This window comes from Granulicella arctica, from assembly GCF_025685605.1.
Taxonomy (GTDB): domain Bacteria; phylum Acidobacteriota; class Terriglobia; order Terriglobales; family Acidobacteriaceae; genus Edaphobacter; species Edaphobacter arcticus.
This window is the reverse complement of sequence record NZ_JAGTUT010000001.1, coordinates 1,108,638-1,126,761: the sequence shown is the minus strand read 5'-3', so window position 1 is coordinate 1,126,761 and position 18,124 is coordinate 1,108,638. Positions and strand designations below refer to the sequence as shown.

Annotated in this window: 19 protein-coding genes and 1 pseudogene; 15 read left to right on the top strand and 5 right to left on the bottom strand. The window is 54.5% G+C overall.

Going from position 1 to position 18,124, the window contains the following annotated elements:
• The first annotated feature begins 309 nt into the window (after nt 1-309).
• From OHL20_RS04670 to OHL20_RS04625, 11 genes and pseudogenes are all read left to right on the top strand, one after another.
• The gene (locus OHL20_RS04670) at nt 310-1,221 is read left to right on the top strand and encodes an SDR family NAD(P)-dependent oxidoreductase (protein ID WP_263382045.1); all 912 of its coding nucleotides are present in this window, start codon (nt 310-312) and stop codon (nt 1,219-1,221) included.
• 141 nt (nt 1,222-1,362) lie between these two features.
• Complete coding sequence (locus OHL20_RS04665) at nt 1,363-2,412, top strand: lactate/malate family dehydrogenase (RefSeq protein WP_263382044.1); 1,050 nt, start codon at nt 1,363-1,365, stop codon at nt 2,410-2,412.
• 38 nt (nt 2,413-2,450) lie between these two features.
• Nucleotides 2,451-3,080 carry a response regulator gene (locus tag OHL20_RS04660; RefSeq protein WP_263382043.1) on the top strand — a complete coding sequence of 210 codons (630 nt, stop codon included), beginning with the start codon at nt 2,451-2,453 and terminating at the stop codon, nt 3,078-3,080.
• Nucleotides 3,081-3,088: 8 nt separating this feature from the next.
• Nucleotides 3,089-3,280, top strand: a pseudogene (locus tag OHL20_RS25150) (hypothetical protein); the annotation flags it as partial.
• 264 nt (nt 3,281-3,544) lie between these two features.
• Entirely contained in the window at nt 3,545-6,100 is a 2,556-nt protein-coding gene (locus OHL20_RS04655) for a ligand-binding sensor domain-containing protein (protein ID WP_263382042.1), read from the top strand.
• A gap of 456 nt (nt 6,101-6,556) precedes the next feature.
• Nucleotides 6,557-6,904 carry a helix-turn-helix domain-containing protein gene (locus OHL20_RS04650; RefSeq protein ID WP_263382041.1) on the top strand — a complete coding sequence of 116 codons (348 nt, stop codon included), beginning with the start codon at nt 6,557-6,559 and terminating at the stop codon, nt 6,902-6,904.
• A gap of 166 nt (nt 6,905-7,070) precedes the next feature.
• Nucleotides 7,071-7,820, top strand: coding sequence for an SDR family oxidoreductase (locus OHL20_RS04645; protein WP_263382040.1), 750 nt, complete (start codon nt 7,071-7,073; stop codon nt 7,818-7,820).
• 52 nt (nt 7,821-7,872) lie between these two features.
• Nucleotides 7,873-9,141: a phthiocerol/phthiodiolone dimycocerosyl transferase family protein gene (locus OHL20_RS04640; protein ID WP_263382039.1), complete on the top strand. Its 1,269-nt coding sequence runs from the start codon at nt 7,873-7,875 to the stop codon at nt 9,139-9,141.
• A gap of 156 nt (nt 9,142-9,297) precedes the next feature.
• The gene (locus tag OHL20_RS04635; protein ID WP_263382038.1) at nt 9,298-9,546 is read left to right on the top strand and encodes a nuclear transport factor 2 family protein; all 249 of its coding nucleotides are present in this window, start codon (nt 9,298-9,300) and stop codon (nt 9,544-9,546) included.
• Nucleotides 9,547-9,830: 284 nt separating this feature from the next.
• On the top strand, nt 9,831-10,709 hold the full coding sequence (locus tag OHL20_RS04630) for an alpha/beta hydrolase (protein ID WP_263382037.1): 879 nt from the start codon (nt 9,831-9,833) through the stop codon (nt 10,707-10,709).
• Nucleotides 10,710-11,147: 438 nt separating this feature from the next.
• On the top strand, nt 11,148-11,285 hold the full coding sequence (locus tag OHL20_RS04625) for a hypothetical protein (protein WP_263382036.1): 138 nt from the start codon (nt 11,148-11,150) through the stop codon (nt 11,283-11,285).
• 110 nt (nt 11,286-11,395) lie between these two features.
• Here the strand turns inward: OHL20_RS04625 and OHL20_RS04620 are convergent, their stop codons facing one another.
• From OHL20_RS04620 to OHL20_RS04605, 4 genes are all read right to left on the bottom strand, one after another.
• Nucleotides 11,396-12,211: a hypothetical protein gene (locus tag OHL20_RS04620; RefSeq protein ID WP_263382035.1), complete on the bottom strand. Its 816-nt coding sequence runs from the start codon at nt 12,209-12,211 to the stop codon at nt 11,396-11,398.
• A gap of 71 nt (nt 12,212-12,282) precedes the next feature.
• Nucleotides 12,283-13,302 (bottom strand): hypothetical protein, encoded by a 1,020-nt coding sequence (locus tag OHL20_RS04615; RefSeq protein WP_263382034.1) that lies wholly within the window; start codon nt 13,300-13,302, stop codon nt 12,283-12,285.
• Between the two features lie 14 nt (nt 13,303-13,316).
• Nucleotides 13,317-14,231 carry an ABC transporter ATP-binding protein gene (locus OHL20_RS04610; RefSeq protein ID WP_263382033.1) on the bottom strand — a complete coding sequence of 305 codons (915 nt, stop codon included), beginning with the start codon at nt 14,229-14,231 and terminating at the stop codon, nt 13,317-13,319.
• Nucleotides 14,228-14,674 carry a GntR family transcriptional regulator gene (locus OHL20_RS04605; RefSeq protein ID WP_128915487.1) on the bottom strand — a complete coding sequence of 149 codons (447 nt, stop codon included), beginning with the start codon at nt 14,672-14,674 and terminating at the stop codon, nt 14,228-14,230. The genes OHL20_RS04610 and OHL20_RS04605 overlap by 4 nt, the downstream gene beginning before the upstream one ends.
• A 311-nt stretch (nt 14,675-14,985) precedes the next feature.
• Here OHL20_RS04605 and OHL20_RS04600 point away from each other — a divergent pair, with 311 nt between their 5' ends.
• On the top strand, nt 14,986-15,309 hold the full coding sequence (locus OHL20_RS04600) for a hypothetical protein (protein ID WP_263382032.1): 324 nt from the start codon (nt 14,986-14,988) through the stop codon (nt 15,307-15,309).
• A 138-nt stretch (nt 15,310-15,447) separates the two neighbouring features.
• Complete coding sequence (locus OHL20_RS25145) at nt 15,448-15,966, top strand: HXXEE domain-containing protein (RefSeq protein WP_396271622.1); 519 nt, start codon at nt 15,448-15,450, stop codon at nt 15,964-15,966.
• 158 nt (nt 15,967-16,124) lie between these two features.
• On the opposite strand, the gene OHL20_RS04595 is transcribed toward OHL20_RS25145, so the two are convergent.
• Complete coding sequence (locus tag OHL20_RS04595; protein WP_263382031.1) at nt 16,125-16,772, bottom strand: hypothetical protein; 648 nt, start codon at nt 16,770-16,772, stop codon at nt 16,125-16,127.
• 405 nt (nt 16,773-17,177) lie between these two features.
• On the opposite strand from OHL20_RS04595, the gene OHL20_RS04590 reads away from it, so the two are divergent.
• Together OHL20_RS04590 and OHL20_RS04585 are read left to right on the top strand one after the other, a co-directional pair.
• Nucleotides 17,178-17,483 (top strand): helix-turn-helix transcriptional regulator, encoded by a 306-nt coding sequence (locus OHL20_RS04590; RefSeq protein ID WP_263382030.1) that lies wholly within the window; start codon nt 17,178-17,180, stop codon nt 17,481-17,483.
• 2 nt (nt 17,484-17,485) lie between these two features.
• The gene (locus OHL20_RS04585; RefSeq protein ID WP_263382029.1) at nt 17,486-18,124 is read left to right on the top strand and encodes a hypothetical protein; all 639 of its coding nucleotides are present in this window, start codon (nt 17,486-17,488) and stop codon (nt 18,122-18,124) included.

Genomic DNA, 18,124 nt, shown 5'->3' with positions numbered 1-18,124 from the left:
ACGTGCCCTTTCGACGCAAGGCGCAAGTCTGTCATGTTGGCTACGCTAGCACGCATTTTTGGAAATGGACAGTCACAACGCCCATAAGCGCTCATGGCGATGCATTCAGCGAAGGAATAGACACAGGATCATTGGTCTGTGCACGGATGCGGCTCGGCGGCGTCCAGCCGCGAGCCGCACTCCTCACGTCTCCACAGCAAGATCGGACTCGAAAACCTTAGGATTGAGCACATGGGACGAAGTGGCAGGTAATCAAATGAATAGACGATCCCGTATCTTCCAAAATCGGGACGTTTTTGGAGAAAACTCATGATCAAGACGCCATTTGGGTCCAAATCGACTGCGGATGAAGTGCTTGCCGGTCTCGACCTTTCAGATAGAACGGTCGTGGTTACAGGTTGCAGTGGCGGCATAGGATTCGAGACGATGCGGGCTCTGAGTGCGAAGGGCGCACGGGTCATCGGTATTGCTCGCTCACTTAATAAGGCTCAAAACGCATGCTTGCGGACGGACACTCAAGCAACGGCCGTGGGGTGCGACCAGTCGGACCTCCAATCGGTGATACATGCTGCGGACTTTATATCCGAACGCTTCGAGAAGATTGATGTGATCGTCGCCAATGCAGGCATCACGGGATCGAAGCAAGCAACAACGCGCGATGGAATCGAGATGCAGTTCCTCGTGAATTACCTGTCACACTTTCTCTTAGTAAATAAGCTGCTTCCTAAGCTTCCAGATAAGAAGGGTAGGGTAGTGATAGTCAGTAGCAGTGCCGGCAAGAATCAAGCTCCGAAGGAAGGCATCCGGTTTGATGATCTTGATGGTCACCGTGACTATAGTGCGTCGAAGTTTTACGGCCAGTCAAAGCTTGCTCTTTCGATATTCGCAGGCGAGCTATCACGCCGCCTGGCACCCCGTGGAATTGTGGTGAACTCCCTTCATCCCGGAGCGGTTAGAGGAACAGATCTCAATCGCAGCATCCAGTTTCCCGTTTCTCTTGTTCTCTCCATTGCTGAGCTGTTTTTCAAAACCGCGTCACAGGGGGCCGCGACACAATGCCTGCTTGCGGCCAGCCCACTGGTGGAAGGGGTCTCAGGACAGTATTGGGCCGACTGCCAAATTACTGGAGGCAGTAAGTATCTTACCGATCTCGTCATGGCGGAACGGCTATGGCGCACATCGGAAGAACTACTTGTGCGGAAGCTGAATGTTGGAGGGTAAGGCAACGGCTATCAGTACTCTCCAAAATGAGTGTGAGAAAAGACACGCAGGCGAGCTTTTGTGCTGGCTGCAAACAGATCGTCAATATTTGATGTGACGGGCGATTGAAATGTCCTGGAAGCTACAAAAGGAGAAGAGCGAGTGGCACTGCGGGTAGCAATTGTCGGAGCAGGAGGCGCCGTAGGCTCGACGCTTCTCATGCACATGCTGAAAAGCTCTGTGCTCAATCCAGGTGACGAAATCATCCTTCTTGGTCGAGGTACCCCTGAAAGTAACGGTCGGCTCTACGCAACACGTATGGACCTACTGGATGCCTTTGACGAAGCTGCGGTCCGCCTCATAATTTGTGCATCGATCGAACATCTTTGCACTGACATTGTCGTGATTGCGGCGGGCCAAACAATTTCAAAGAATCGACGAACTCGCCGCGATCTTGCCCACGCCAATCTCCCTCTTTTCGAAAGACTGGCAGAGCGATTCCGTAAGTCAGCGGGCTGCCCCCTCTTTCTCGTCGTCAGCAATCCCGTGGAACTTGCCGTCGCGATCTTTGCAGCCCATTTAGGCCCAGAGAAGGTCATTGGCATCGGTGCGCAACAGGATTCGCTTCGTTTTGCCCGTGCAATTGCCTCGCAACTCGGCGTTCATCGCTCGCTCGTCCGGGCAAGCGTGCTCGGAGAACACGGGGAGGCAATGGTTCCTATGTGGAGCTCCGTTCATCTAACCGTCGACGATCCTGAGAGTACCTCTCGCCTGGATGCACTCAAGGCGCGGTATGAGCATACCAATATCAAGGAAGAGGCTGCCATGACACGCAAAAGGCTTGAGGAACTCATCTCAACTCATCAGCTTGCGGAGGCGTACGAACTCATGGAAGAGATTGCCCCCAGCACAAGAATCATGGTCGAACCGTTCATCACACAATCGCAGATTCACTCGACGCCCAATGCCACGGCCAACGCAACGCTAGAGATCCTTTCCGCCGCGGTGGTCGCGGACGGACGAAGGGTGCATGGGCAAGTTCAATTGAGCGGCCAGTTCCACGATATTCACGGAGTTTGCGGTATTCCTCTCGAAGTCCGACTCAACGGGTGGCAGGTAAGCTCACAAAGTCAACCCACATCCGCGGAGATCGCGGAACTTCGCGCGTCCGCTGGGGCAATCGACGCAGCAAGGAAGGAATGGCAGCGATAAACTGACAACAGCGACCTATGCGACTTGGTTTGTTCACAATGAGCAAAGTACCGACAATTCGTATCCTCAGCGTAGAAGATCATCCGGTCTTTCGCGAGGGCTTGCGAGCAGTGCTCAGCCTGCGGCCTGACATGGAACTTATTGCCACGGCGTCAAACTCCTTGGAAGCGCTGGAGCAATATCGCCGTCATGCTCCAGATGTCACGCTTCTGGATTTGCGTTTGCCTGGAACCGACGGGTTCGCCGCTCTGGCAGAAATCAGAAAGATGAATTCAGATGCACGCGTGGTCATCCTAACAACATCCGAGGACGACGCGGATATACGCCGTGCCATGCGCGGAGGTGCCTCGGCCTACGTGCTTAAGAGCCTACCGATGCAAGATCTCGTTGCCATTATCCAGTCGGTGCATGAGGGTAGCAAGCATGTTCCACACAGATTCGCGACCCGCGTCGCGGAACGAATGGCGGACGAGAAGCTGACAGAGCGAGAACTGAGTGTCTTGAGACTTATCCGGGATGGAAGACGAAACAAACAAATCGCGTCCGACTTGAACATAGCAGAAGCCACGGTAAATTTTCATATTAAGAACCTTTCCCAAAAGCTGCAAGCAAATGATCGAACACATGCCGTCATGATCGCGCTCCGCCGCGGTCTATTGGAGATTTGACCGCATCTATGAGAGGTGTCGTTCAACTCGTCGCGCTTGGTCTTCTGCTAACGGCAAGCGGTCCTTGTTGCGCCCTTGAACCGGACTCGCGTGTATCTCAATTGGGCCACACCGCTTGGCGTATCCGCGACGGTGCCTTCAGCGGGGCAGTGAACGCTGTGAGTCAGACAGCAGACGGATACCTTTGGATTGGAACCGATAACGGGCTGCTCAGATATGACGGTGTGCGGTTCCTTCCAGCCGGCGACGGGATGATCACTACACTGGAGGCTTCTCCTGACGGAAGCCTATGGGTTGGGACTTCGCAATCTATCCGCCACATGAAGCATGGTCAGTCGGAACGCATCGAGGGGCCGCGCTCGCACGTTAATGCGATCCGATTGGATAACCAAGGCACAGTCTGGTTCACGAGATCCCGGATTTCTCCAGGTGAAGGTGCCCTCTGCGAAGTCCTCGGAAAGGCAATGCATTGTTTCACGGCAGTAGACGGTATCCCATTACCGTATGCCGAGGCCCTCGCCGTCGACAAGAATGGAGACATCTGGGTCGCAGACTCAACGCATCTTCTGCACGGTCGACCTGGGGCTTTCCGAACCTACCCCCACCCAGAACTCGATTCCGCGGAGGCGTCCACTGGGATCGAATCCCTCACGCCGCGCCCCGATGGCTCCCTTCTCGTCGGTATCGCAAGAACGGGGCCCGGTCTTGGCTTACAAAGCCTTAGCGACAATATTTGGCGTGATGCCTATACCTCGCCTTCATCAAATAGCTTTTGGAGTGTTACGGCTACACTGATTGATCGTGACGGTACGGTCTGGGTCGGTACAGCCGATCAAGGAATCTTTCGAATCCGACCGGACGGGATTGATCACTTTGGGGAGACAGAGGGACTATCGGGAAACTCTGTGTCTAGCCTCTACGAAGACCGCGAGGGCGATGTCTGGGTTGGTACGAAGAGAGGATTGGACCGTTTTCGAAACCTCATCGTCAGGACATTCTCCACCAGCGAGGGACTCGCTGGCGACTACGTCGATTCCGTCGCGTCGTCGAAGAATGGTGGAGTTTGGATCGGAAACCGCGGCAGCCTCAGCTTCCTGAAGAATGGGCAGGTAACCAATTACCTAAAAAAGGACGGCCTTCCAGGCCAGCGCGTGACTTCCATCATGGAGGATCACACCGGACGGCTTTGGGTCGGGGTCGATACTGATCTCTATGTCTTTTCACAAGGCCGCTTTACCCGAATCCTCGACCATCATAAGAGGTCCAGTGGAGTGGTGGTTGGAATCGTGGAGGATACGCAGCAGAATATTTTCGTACTCGTGAGTGGCCGGCCTTACAGACTCTTGCGCTTCGATTCCGCCTCAGAATCTCTCGAATCTGTGAGTCTGCACTCTGACCCTAATGTTATGGCCGCGAATCCGGATGGTGGACTCTTCCTGGATCTGGGAAACTCCCGTAATGCCCTAATTCTCGACGACCAAGGTCGGATTGAACCGTGGAGTCCTCACACTATCATCAGGCGGAACAATTTCGCCTTCTCCAGAGATGGATCGAAGTGGGCCTCCACCGCTCGCGGCATTGAGTATTTCAACCAGCGGGATTCCTGGTTCCTCGATACGACGAATGGCCTTCCGTGCGCTCACATTCACTCCATCATCCTCGATCATAACGAGAACCTTTGGGCCTACGCCTCATGTGGGCTGGTATTTGTTGCCAGTGCAGAGCTATCGAGGTTCAAGGCGGACCCGAAGTATTCTGTAACATCTCGTCTTTTCGATGTCCTCGATGGCGCTCTGCCGAATATCGCAGATTTCTCTTCGCTTGTAGCGATATCGACAGACGGCGATCTCTGGTTTGCGAATGGCACAGAGGTACAGGTTGTAGATCCGACGCATTCCAGAACGGAAATTCCTCCACCGCCGGTGCAAATAGAAGCGATCGTGGCCCGCCACGTCGAGCACAAAGCAGTGCAAGGAATAGATCTTGCCCCGCTGACAGAGGATGTAGACCTTCGTTACACAGCACCTTCGCTGAGCGTCCCGGAGCGACTCCAATTTCGCTATCGCCTAGATGGGCATGACAAGGAGTGGCAAGACATCACCAAGCTGAGAGATGCCTTCTATACCGATCTAGGACCAGGCCACTACATGTTTCGCGTTGTAGCGAGCAATGCCGATGGAGTGTGGAGCACTAAGGAAGCTACACTCTCGTTCACGATCCTTCCGGCCTGGTACCAGACGAAGTCTTTCATCCTCGGCTGTATCGCAGCATGCTCGCTTGCGATCGTTATGGCTTACCGGCTCAGGATTCGCACGGTCCGACGAGACGCGCAAGCTCGCTACGACGAGCGTCTCGCGGAACGGACTAGAATCGCACGGGACATGCACGACACATTGCTGCAGACCATACAGGGAAGTAAGATGCTTGCCGATACCGCTCTCGCTCAATTGAACGAACAGGACGAGGTTAAACCGCGGCTTCAGATGCTCTCAACGTGGTTAGGAAATGCGATGGAGGAGGGGCGGGCCGCTCTCCGGTCGCTTCGCGCTCCGGTGATTGAGCAACAAACAATTGAATCTCTCTTGCAAGATGCTGTCGACGATTGCGCGCTTTCCGGCACAATGGAGACAAGTTTCGAGCTTATCGGCGAGCCAATCGCGATGTCGGTATGTGTCCGCGAAGAAATTTACCGTATCGGCTTCGAAGCAATCAACAACGGATGCTTGCATTCGGGGGGGACAAACCTGAAAGTGCAAATCGTTTATGCGGAAGACTTCCAGCTTCGCATCTCGGATGACGGTAACGGTGTCGATACAAAGACTCTTAAGGAGGGACGTTCCGGTCATTTTGGTCTTGCTGGGATGCGCGAACGAGCTCGCTTCCTTAATGCAGAGCTAGCCTTCACTTCTTCACAGGGCATCGGCACTGAGGTGAGTTTAACGGTGCCCAATTCCGTACTCATGGAGAATGCGCGGCCGTCCAAGTGGTCGCGCCTGCAGAGATTTGTGCGCGGCGGCTAGATTCCCCGAAGGTGCCTAGAGAAATCCAGAGGTGAAACCTCAAGTTTGTGGGGTTTCCGACGCAGGCTTGCTGTTCTACCGTCACTAAAGGCATCGAGCCCCAATGGGGACGGTGAACCGAAAAGTGAGGCAGGCATGACTGAGTACAGACGTCGCCGGGTTTCTCCCCTATCGGACTTGATTCCACCAAGAAAGCCGTTCTTGGTGCATGATGCTGCGCGAATCCAGATGCAGTTCGCAACGGCTGATGAGAGCGCATCGCTCAAGCTTATCCCGGGCCTCGCCTGGGTCGAGCAGGACGGACAACGCGTACGCATAAGTCTATTAGAGTCTGAATCCGCTACCAGCCCTAATGGAGTGATGTCGGATTCTCTAGTCTCGAACGTGAGTTGTCTTCCACCCATGAGTGCCGCGGATGACGGCCTATCCCCGTCCCAGTTTCGTCGAGTGCTCTCTATGATCAGCGAACGTCTCTCGAGCACTCTGACTCTCGCCGAGTTGGCACGCGAGGCAGGCTTGAGCGCGGCGTACTTCTCTCAGCGGTTCAAGTCAGCCACCGGCACTTCGCCGCACCAATACTTGCTTCGACTTCGGGTTTGCAAGGCGAAGACACTCCTGGACGAGTCCGAGGCTCCGGTCATCGACATCGCCGCCGAATGCGGTTTTCAGACGCAGCAGCACTTTGCCCGGATCTTTGGCCGGTTGACAACCAAGACGCCGATAGAGTGCAGGCGAGAGCGGCAGCGTTTGACGCTCGCTTCCACCTACGCAAGCCTCACGGCGAATCACGAGTTGGGCTTCTAGCTCGATAAAAAATCGCGCCGGTTACAAACACCAGAGTTTTGGACACGTCGATGGATGTTCTTCTTCATCCCATAACGAGGCTAAATAAGACGGCTTCAAAACGCGAAGACATAGAACAGGACTTGAGATCACTTTGCGGAGTTCGGCTTTACGAAAGGAACAAACAATGGGCAAACTCACCGGGAAGACAGCAGTGGTTACGGGCGGCAATAGCGGTATTGGTTTAGCAACAGCGAAGCTCTTTGCTCAAGAGGGAGCGCAGGTCTTTATCACAGGACGCCGACAGGAGGCGCTAAACGCTGCTGTCAAGGAAATTGGACACGCCGCTACGGGCATCCAAGGGGACGTTTCCAATCTTGGAGATCTCGCACGACTCGCGGAAGGACTGAAGGCAAAGGGAGTGGTGTTGGATATCATCTTCGCAAACGCGGGCTCCGGGACTTTTGCGCCCATTGCAGATGTCAGCGAAGAACATTATCACAAGATTTTTGACACCAACGTCAAGGGCGTCGTCTTCACGGTCCAGAAACTTCTTCCATTGATGAAGGACGGCGGGTCCATCATCCTCAACTCTTCGATCACTGAAAGCAAAGGTATGGACTCATTCAGTATGTATTCGGGTGCGAAGGCTGCTGTGCGCAATTTCGCCCGAGGCTGGGCAGCCGACCTCAAGCCTAGACGGATTCGGGTAAATGCGGTCAGTCCAGGCGTTGTCATCACCCCTGGCTATAGTGCGATTGGCATGAACGACGACCAGATCAAGGAATATGCCGCCGCGTCAGCCGCGAAGACACCGTCTGGAAGGACTGGCGAACCGGAGGAGATAGCGAAGGCTGTCTTATTCCTCGCCTCGGATGAAAGCAGCTTTGTCAATGCTGAGAATCTTGTTGTGGATGGCGGCTTCTCGCTTGTCTAGTTCTAAGCCCAACGTATTCGGCCCAAACAACTTGCCTAAAAAGGAGGGAGCCATGGAAACCAATGTTCCGGTCCGAACGCTCGGATGTATGGAGGAGTATGTATGGCTACTAGAGCAGCATTCGACTCGCATGGCTCTCACCTGTATAGAAATCGATGGGGTGACCACCCTCTCGCAGTGGGAGACGGCGCTCCACTTTCTTCAGAGGAAGTATGCCAACATTTCATTACGCGTTGGCAAGGATCACAGAGAACGGCCGTTCTTTTTCAAATCCTTCGATGAGGGAATTCCGCTTCGACATCTACCGCTTACAGACGAAACGGATGTCTTGGAAGAATGCCGGCACGATATGGAGCATAGTTTCCAGGATGGAAGCGGCCCCCCCCTGCGGGTCACTCTTCTTCTTGGAAAGAGAAGAGCGGTGGTTATCCTCTCCGCTCATCACGCTTTCTTTGACGGCATCGGATTGATGAACCTCATTCGGGATATGCTTTCTTCTTTTGCGGAGCAATCAGAACCTTTGCCACTGGCACCAGCTCCGTCTATCGATGCGCTTGTAGGGATTCCCGTTCCCGAAGACTATATCTCTAGGCGTGACGCCGACGAAGACCTACTCTCGAAGTCCGCCGAGAAAGATACATCCCATGGTTTGTCTGTTCCGCCCAAAGTATCCAGGATTCAGCTTTCACGGGAGTTGACGAAGGCCATTGTGGAATGCGGCCGACTCCAGGGCACCACCGCCAACGGGATATTGATGGCGTCTGTCTTGGAAATTGGACGTGCTGTGAGCGAACGGTGGCGAAAGAAAGATGTAACATGCGTTGTACCGGTCAATGTTCGGTCTCTGTTTCGCCAAGAGCGAGCGGAAGGAATCATCTTTGGACAGAAGCGATTCGTCTTTGACTTACGGCAACCGAATGATTTTTGGGATATCGCCCGTGTTTGTAGTGAAGGAGTCAAAGAAATCCGCACGGTCAAAGGTCTTGTGGCAAACCTGACGCCGCTACACGACTTCCTCGCCGCGGAGCGCTCCATTGCGGAAGCCGTCTCGCTTGCGAGTGCTCACTCACACGATCTGATGATCTCCAACTTCGGCAACTTTCCTGGCCCCACGGAGTTCGGTTCTATCCGTCTGAGAGCAGTCACACCCATCGTGGACAGCGGCGACGCAAATGCTCAAACGGTGATGGTTGCGACAACTTCGGACGTCATGTCGATTGTATTGGTGAGCCCAAACCCGTTCCCAGACTTACTTCCCAATCTCGAGAAGCAACTCACACACGTTTTCTTGTCTAATACCGCGTCCGTCCAGGAGCATTAGTTGCGGTTTTGAAGTGCTGCGGCCAACCCAGAAAGGCTGAAGCTCAGCCTCATTTCAAACGGAAGTTGCTACGCGGTTGATCTAAATTTCATGAAGGGAGTGATTCTCAATGTCGCAGGTATGGCTCATCACAGGAAGCAAGGGAGAAGAGAGATTATGACCGCAGCTAATGGTTTCGAAGGGGATCTTCTAATCCGGAACTTACTGGAGCTTTTCAACGAGAGGAATGGCATCACTCGTCGCAAGCTGTTGAGCGAGCTGTGGTCGGAGAACGCGGTCTTTATTGATCCGGAAGGAGCCCATCAAGGCCGGGAAAAGATCGACCAAGCCGTCGAAAGGCTTTTTGATTCCTTTCCAGGCTTCTCCTTCTCGGTTTCTGGGCCTGTTAATCCCAGCATGGCATAGGTTATCTCCCATGGGCCTACGGCCCGACCGGTAAGCCACAACAGATTTCAGGGATCGATGTCGGTGTGGTGGAAGGCGGTAAGTTGACCGCGCTGTACACGTTCGTCAATCCGGAGAGCGTTTGAGAAGGCCGTGAATCTACCTTTTCTGAAGAAAGTACAGAGGCCTTGAGTATGCCCAGGAATAGTCACCCTATTTCAGTAATTGCATCACTTCTTATAGCCAGTCTCGGTCTCTCCGCGCAAGGCCGCCGGCATGAAAGCAAACCTCTACGACCAGCAAGCGTGAGCTCCACAAATTGTTTTGAACCAAACGACCCCAGGGACATTCGCCTCTGGGACGGTCCGGCGCCCGGCGCTAGGGGCGACGATCCGTGCAGAGATGTTCCCTATCTGAAGGTCTTTCGTACGTGGTCCGGCTCGCAAAAGCCAAAAGCTGCAATTATTGTGATCGGTGGTGGCGGGTATGACCGCTTGACCGACACGAAAGAGCAGGCTCCTGTCGCGGAGTACTTCTCGCAGACGATAGGCGTGGAGGCCTTCGTACTGTACTACCGTCTAGTTCAGTCTGACGGGACTTATCGGTATCCGACACCGATGTGGGATGGGCAACGCGCGGTAAAGCTTATCCGAGCCCGAGCTGCCCAATTGGGTATCGATCCTTCTCATGTCGCAGTTTTCGGCTTCTCCGCCGGAGGACATCTAGCCAGTACCCTTGCGCTTCACTCAGCCAGCGACTTTGATCTTCCAATTCATGACACCGTCGACGAGCAGCGAGGCCGCCCTGACTTGCTTGGCCTGGGCTACCCGGTCATATCGATGGACCCGGCGGATGTTCCGCCCTCTGGTTCCTATAACAATCTTCTGCGAGACTTCGATGGCGGTGAGCTGCGCCATCTGCAGATTTACCTTTCAGGCGAAAAGAATGTCACCGACCGCACCCCACCGGTTTTCCTTTTCGAGAGCATGGATGACGCACGCATCAGCCCGCAGAACAGCGTTCTGTTCGTCTCAGCGCTCCGCCAGAAAAATGTTCCGGTGGATGCTCACCTCTTCCCTCATGGAGAGCATGGTGCCGGTCTTGCGCAAGGAATTCTTGGTGAAGAAGACTGGCCAGAGATGTATCGCCGCTGGCTGGAAGCCCAGGATTTTCTTCAGCGGTAAGAGCTAAATCTGTACTGCTTCTTCGCGACTCCTCTCTGTCTCTTCAGCTTGAACGCATAGCGGCGCGCGATGCAGCCCGCACGATTTCGAGTTTCACTTCTGGTGGTCCGCATGCGGTTCCTCTCCTCGTAGATCTGGGTGCAGCTGGCGATGTGCGCGACGCACGGGTGTGCCGAAGTTGCGACAGCGGCGAGATAGGCCAATGTGCTTGAACTGGAGACAGGACTATTTTGCGGCCTCCTGTCCGGCATAACGTACCGGCATCCCGAATGTCGCCTTCGTCATCGGCGGTCATGTGCGCAGCAAAACGTAGTCATGGTGATCAGGCCGCAATAGACACGCGCGATATGCCACAGCATGATGAGCGATCTACCATCCAGGGTAGGCGCCAAACGGCCAAATGCGGTATGTCGATATTGATCGCTTAGAGATGAAGTTGTGCTAAATGCTGGTGCCGACCCGACGCTGCGGAACCGGCAAGGCAAAACAGCAGGGGAGCAGTTTCGTGCCTGGGGCCTGAAGGATCAGGCCGATCTGCTGGATGTAGCTGTGAGGACGCAGTTGGGCAGTGCATGACCGGCAGCTTCGACCTCACCCTGGCGAGGTCGGCCCTCGGACGAGCCCAACCCACTGCCGCTCCGGAATTCCTGGTACCGATGGTAACGAGCATTCAAACATCGCAGTGCTCAAATCTCAACCTTGTGGATGAAGCGTAGCGTGAAGACACACAAGACGACGGCAAAGCCAAGATGCAGGGTAATGTTCAGGACTGAGGGTAAAGTGAAGCTGCCCGGCAAGAGTAGAAGCACGGAAGCTATAGGTTTAGAAAACATAATCAACGCCGGAATGAAGTAGATAAGTGAGGTGCTGAAGGAAGCACACGATCTGATCGCCGCGTTATTACTAAAGATGAGCCAGCGTTTAGCATGAAGGAGCGAAACAATGCATATGCCGAGTGAAAAGCCAGCGAGGTAACGTGCCCCCATGTGTAATGAGGCAAGCAGGGCGATAAGGCCTGGATGCGCGCCACTCAGAGCTACATAGGGCGGGATGATCTGGGCAATAGCGACCAGGTGATCCAGCACGGGAGCATGCACGAGCGCGAGCCAACCAATGGTGACGAACGCGATCAAGGCGGGAATGCAGAAGAGGCCTGCCATTGCTAGGAGCCATGGAGCAAAGAACACACTCGAACGGCTTTTCGGACGCGTGAGCAAAAAGCGTGCTCGGGCGGTATCCGCTGGAAGATTAGTGACACCGATGCTAGAACTGCCTCCAAGGATAAGGGCAGCCAGAACTTCCATTCCAAACAATGATCCAAGTAGAAGATGGGTGTCGGCCGGGGAGACCCTGCGATGAGATGCGGTATGCCAGAGCACGCCAAGATCCCAGAAGCTGCCTGCAGAGGTGCTGAGTATGCCAAAAAGTGCGCATGCAAGGCAGACGACGGCTGCCACCAGAAACGGTTTGTAAGCGGGAAGCAGAAATGGAGAAATCCGCATGGAAGGCCTCGATAGGAAGTTTGGTGAAGCACGATGCGTGCGAGCTTCACGCCGCTATAGGCATCGATCAGTCACAATTCACGACGTTTGGCTGCTTGCTGCGCAAGAACGAGAAACATAAACGAGAGCGTGATCGCGAAGACGAAACCTAAGTATGGTGGAGGATGGCCGAGCTGTGTGGAAAGGAACAAAGTGCGAGTCACACGAGCCAAACGTGGCGAGAGAATCGCGGCAACTTGTACACCGATCACTGCAATGATAAGGATGAAAGAGCGCAAAGCCGCTGTGCCAAACAAGCGAGGCGGCAGCGCGAAGGCCGCAACGATAAAACTGAACATCACCGCACTCCCCGTAATGAGAGCGAGACCGAGGCACAGAGCCGAGGTCTGAAGCGAAAGCATCAGGTGATGGCTTTGCTCGACCGTCATATACATCGTGCCGGGAAGCCCATTGAGGTGGACGGCAGCGGGTAAATGCTGACTGTTCGGAGCCATATCGCGGGCAGCGTCGAAAAGATGCTTCCAAACGGGCCCGTGAACAACAAGCAGAGTTAGTAAAGAGCCCAAAGCTCCAGTTGCGATGCCGAAGAGTAAAGCTACATAAATGCCGCCCACTCGACCCCAAAACAAAAAGCGTAGCGATACAGGGCGTGTGCGCAGAAAGGCTGGTCCGCTCGTGACGAAACCAAAGATTGCCACGATTGCCGCGATAAACGAAAAAATCCACAGGTAAGTGCTTGCGCTCCCATAGGCGGTGAGATAGCTGTACCAGACGCGCTCGGGAAGACTTTGCTGCAGGCCATAACGATCGACATTCCCAGGCAACAGACCGCTAGCTAGGACTACAAAGGATGCGTAGGCCATGACTCCATAGACCCAAAGCAGCAGATTGCGCTGTGCGGATAGATAAGCGCGTTCCGGCAAAGTAAATCGGTGAAGCAGACGACTAGAAGATGTGGTGCGCCCTGGCGTAAATGGACGTGTTTCTTTATCGCCCTGTAGCTCCTGCATGCGGATGGCCCGCCGCAGCTGCACGCGGCGGATGAAAATGAATAGGTACATGGGACTGAAGAGCGCGATTGCGGTGAACAAATGTGGCGAAAGGCTCATGCCTCAACCTCGTTACCGTCTCGTGTACGGCATAGCTCGAGAAAGATGTCATTCAAGGAGAGTGGGGCGCTGTCGAGGATGGTGGCACCATTGCTCGCGAGATCGGCAGCAAATGCTTCAGGATCTTGCTGAAGGATGTATTCGATGCCACGTCCGGACGGACGGACGGAGACAATGGATGGGCCGCTCTGTGGCAAAGAACTGCCGGAGACTGTAAGGCGCCGGAAGCGAGCGCGAATATCGTCAAGCCGGCCTTCCAGCATAAGATGGCCGCAATCCATGATGCCAATCCAGTCCGCGATCCGTTCTATTTCGTGCAGTTGATGACTGGAAAGGAAGATCGTACGACCTTCACTCGTACATTCTTCCACAAGGATACTGAGCAAAGTGTCAAGGACGACGGGATCAAGGCCGATCGTGGGTTCGTCAAGGATCAGGAGCGGAGAGCGCTGAGCAATAGCGCATATCAGTGCGGCCTTGGTCTTGTTTCCCAGAGAGAGTTTTAACCCCGGCGTATCAAGTGGAAGCTCCAGCCGCTCAATAAGGGTGCGAGCCAGCGCGTCGGACCAGGTATTAGGATAGTAGGCGCGATTGGTCTCAAACAGTCGACGTGGAGTTCCCACAGACAGTCCCTTATCTTCAGGCACATAGCCGACCTGTTGGAGCACTGTCACTCGATCGGGGTCGTCAAACGGCTGCAGGCCGAAGACCTCAAGCGACCCGGAGGTGGGGCGGGCGAGTCCGAGAGCCATGCGGATGGTAGAAGTTTTGCCCGCACTATTGCGGCCTAATAGCCCGTAGATAGAACCGCTTGGCACATTAAGAGACAAGTCATCGACGGCACAAACTTTGCGGGTGCCGTGTCCGTAGGTCTTGGTTAGGGATCGAGTCTGAATAGCAAAGCTGGTCATGAATCCGTCTCCGCAGTAGCGCTTGATTTTGGCTTTCGGCTTCTATCAGTTGAAGAATGCAGGGCATCAAAAGCTTCGTTCAGTAATCTCGCAACATCCTCGCGAACAACACGAAGCTGCGCTGCCTCGACAGCAAGCTGGTTCGCAAGAGGACGTAAGCGGCGCAGTTTCTCAGACTTGAGAAGACCTTGGCCTGCTGCGGCTGCTTCCCCCACGAAAGTGCCGCCTCCGGGAACCGTGCGAATCACTCCGTCCCGTTCCAGGTTCTGAAAAGCGCGCGCTACGGTATTCGGGTTGATGCGAAGTTCGGCAGCAGTTCGGCGCGTGGATGGGAGCTGATCGCCCGGCTGGAGAAGTCCTGAAGAAATGCTATGTTTAATTTGCTGCTCCAGCTGCAAATAGACGGGTACACCGGAGCTTGCCGAGATGTGCAACGACAACATAACCGTATTAGTACACCAGTACGGTACCGTTTGTAAATGGTTGCATGTTTGTCCTCATGGCAACCAAGTTCTCTTGGCCGGATCTATGGGCTGTTTCTCTGAAACCTCCGTTTCAGCCGAATACGACAGCTTTCCGTTGATTCGGAAACCTCGACGTCGCCTATATGGACTTTCCAGGCTCTAACGGTGCAAAGGAAACGATCGAATTAGTCAGTATGATGGGAGCACCGCTCGCCCACTGCCGTAGGGAGATCGGTTTGGAGTAACCTCTACACGCGGGGTGGATTATGCTGCACGATCTTTTCTCTTGGTTGACAGTATTCGCTTACGTATTGGTCGGTCTCGTAGCTGCGCGCAAACACCGCCAGACACACGACCCTGGCTTCATTTGGCTTGTCCTGGCCTTCTTCCTGCCTACAATCCTGGTTATGATCGCACAGGGATTTTGCGAGTTCGTCTTCTGGGCTCATTCTTCAGCGCTTCCCCAGATCGTAGCGTCCTTCGACGCCGTCCGCCCCATCTTCCAGGCGCTCGGCTTGGCGGCGGGTATGTACATGATGGGAGGTCGGCCGCGCGAACATAACCTCTGGAGATGGCTAAGCGACGAGCCCACCGAAGTGTCGACGGGCGATTGAGCAGCTAACCAACCTCATTCACATTGAAGAACAGGCAGACGCTCAAGGTTTGGGGATGCCCTACCGGGACTACATGCGACGCACCCTGGAGATTGATTCCATACGTCTTCTAATGCGATCTGGGGTGCTCTTTGGTTTATGAAACCAAAGAGGCGAATTAATGGTCTTTGTGATCGAATGGGATACATGTCTTTTCGCAGGATGCAGCGGCTGTTCCCTTTCGCGGTCGCTATCCATAACAGCGAAGAAGCTGTGTTCATGCCTTCATGGGTTTCTCATCACACGTGCCAAATTCCACTGCACCCGTCGGCAGACGCTATCCGGGGCGGATTGCTTTTCCTCACTTTGGGTGCGTTTGCGATCACGACGTTGAGCGCAAAAGGCGGCAGGAGGAGCATTTGGGCCTATTTGCTCTTTGGCTATATAGTCGCGATGTTAGTCAATGTTTTTGTCCCCCACATTCCGGCAACGCTGATTTTGAGATCGTACACTCCCGGAGTGGTTACGGCAGTGTTGATCAATCTCCCCATCATGACCATCCTCCTGCTCCGAGCAGTACGCGACCAATGGGTCTCGGGGACCAAGGCCGCTGTTTCCGCTCTCCTCGTGCCGCTCGCGATAGGTGCGTCCATCTTGGTTTTGTTCACGCTAGCGTGAAGGCTCCACCAAGATTTCTTTGTGCTTTTCACGCCTGATAATGCGCATTATCATGCGCGACAAACCTACAAATGTTGCCGTCGAAGGGCCGCCGGCGATGTGGTTGAAGATGCCGCGCGCATCGAACGACACGAGCGGCAAACTCGTCAACGCGTCGGTCAGTCCGTTTGGCTATCGAGCGCGAATAGGGTAGGCGAAAGATCGTAAGTCAGACCGTTTGGCTCGACCAGTGTCAGCATGAGCACATTCATCCGGTAATACCTGGCCCAGGTCGCCTGATAGGCTCCGTACCAGCGTGCCAGACTCTTCACAAACTCGGGGGGCATCTTCTGCCAATTCAGTTGATCACTGGCATAAAGCCAAAGATGCTGAGGGGCGCGTTTTTCTGAATTCGCTGTGCTCACATCTTCGGGCGCGACGAAGATCACAAGGGGCTTACCGCTTCCACGCGTATCAATCCAAACCATGCCGCGCGCACTGCACGCATGGGGTACGCATCCATCCATTGTCACGTAACGGTCCTCATCGACCGACACGCCTCCGGGGACGCCGATAAACTCCTCCACCAACTCCGGTACGGATGGAAATTTCCCATGATCCCGCCAGAAGCTTTGTCGTTGAGGAAACGAACCTCGCATCAACGCGCGAAAATGTGGATCCCACTTGTTATCCCCATCCTTCTTTTCCGGCGAGGCAAATGCACGAGCCCATGCGAGATCGTTCGGGGTTTCCGATCTCGCGCTGCTGGCACCCTGAGATGCCGCGCTCCTGAAAAGAAGAATGGTTGAGGCAATCACGATCATCACAGAAGTGGTCTTCTTGTTCATCGCTGCCCTCAAATATATTCCACGACACAACACTCTAGGTGATTCCATCTTCTTCGGCTTACGCGCTGAGGATTGACCCAAAAGATCATCTCGCATGGCGCAATTCTATTTCGTTCGTCATCGTCACATGAGTGAGCACCTAAGCTAGGTTTATGGTTGGCACGCTTGCGATCCTCACCGTTCTCTCGACATGCGAAGAGGCAGACTTTCTTTTCCTGGAGAGCGCCACAAAACTCACATGAGGCAATCTGTCTGTACAACTCGTCCTCTTCTCTTCTCATGTAGCGGTTGCGAGCACGCCTTCTACGGGTACACAGTGCCTGGATGGCCGGGCGCGCTTGGGACTGCCTGCCGGTGCAGTGAATCGAGCTGTGGGATCAGCAGATGATTAAAAGCAGCTTGCGTGTTGCGTATAAGCAATATAGTATTGTTCCTAAGGAACTCATGCTTTATAACCGCATTGCCGTACTTCGTTCCGAACGTTCGTTGAGCCGTCAGGCACTGGCACAGGCAGTGAGCGTCAATACCCAAACGATCGGATTTCTGGAGCGAGGCGACTACACGCCGTCCCTGGAACTGGCGTTCAAAATCAGTCGGTTCTTCAAACTCCCGGTGGAGGCGGTGTTTTCTCCGGATCCATTTCGGCCGCTGAGCGAACAGGTGTACATGATGGAGAAAAAGGAGGCGTAGCTATGACTGAACCGAAGGCAGGCTTCATTTCAAGGCAGCCGAGGAAGACGCGAACTCGAAGACAATGGCGCTGGCTGGTGGTCCTTTCGACTGTTGGCCCAGTGGGCTTCTTCCTAATTGGAATCTTCAATCTCTCTTCGCTAAGGGACAGCAGCCGCCTTTACGGAATGGGGGCAGCGCTTGACTGCCTGCTGGCCTTGGGTCTGGGACTATTCCTGTTGCGACTCATACGTCGCATGTCTTCGATCGCAACGGAAGAGGACCGGGCAAGATGGTCTTACGGGAAGACGTTTGGGGAACTTACCGAGATGGAGAAGGACCGAGTGAAGCACCAGATGCGTCACGAACTCCAGTCCGAAGGAAAAGTGCAGGATGAGCGAGAAGCAGCAATGCAGCGGGACGCGGAGGAACATGCGTATCGGCTACTTCGACCCGGCTTGCCGGGGCTGGTCTTGGTCTGGTGGGCAGTAGGTTTGTCCATGCCGATTGGGCAAGCACGGATTGAACTGCTGTTCGGCGCGCTCGCTTCTACTGGAATCGTCATCGCGGTGCTGTCATTGCCCGAGCTGATTCGAGTGTGGATGATGCCGAACGTTCTCGGTGAACCGCATTTGGTGATGGGTGGGCCAAAGGAGGTGTAG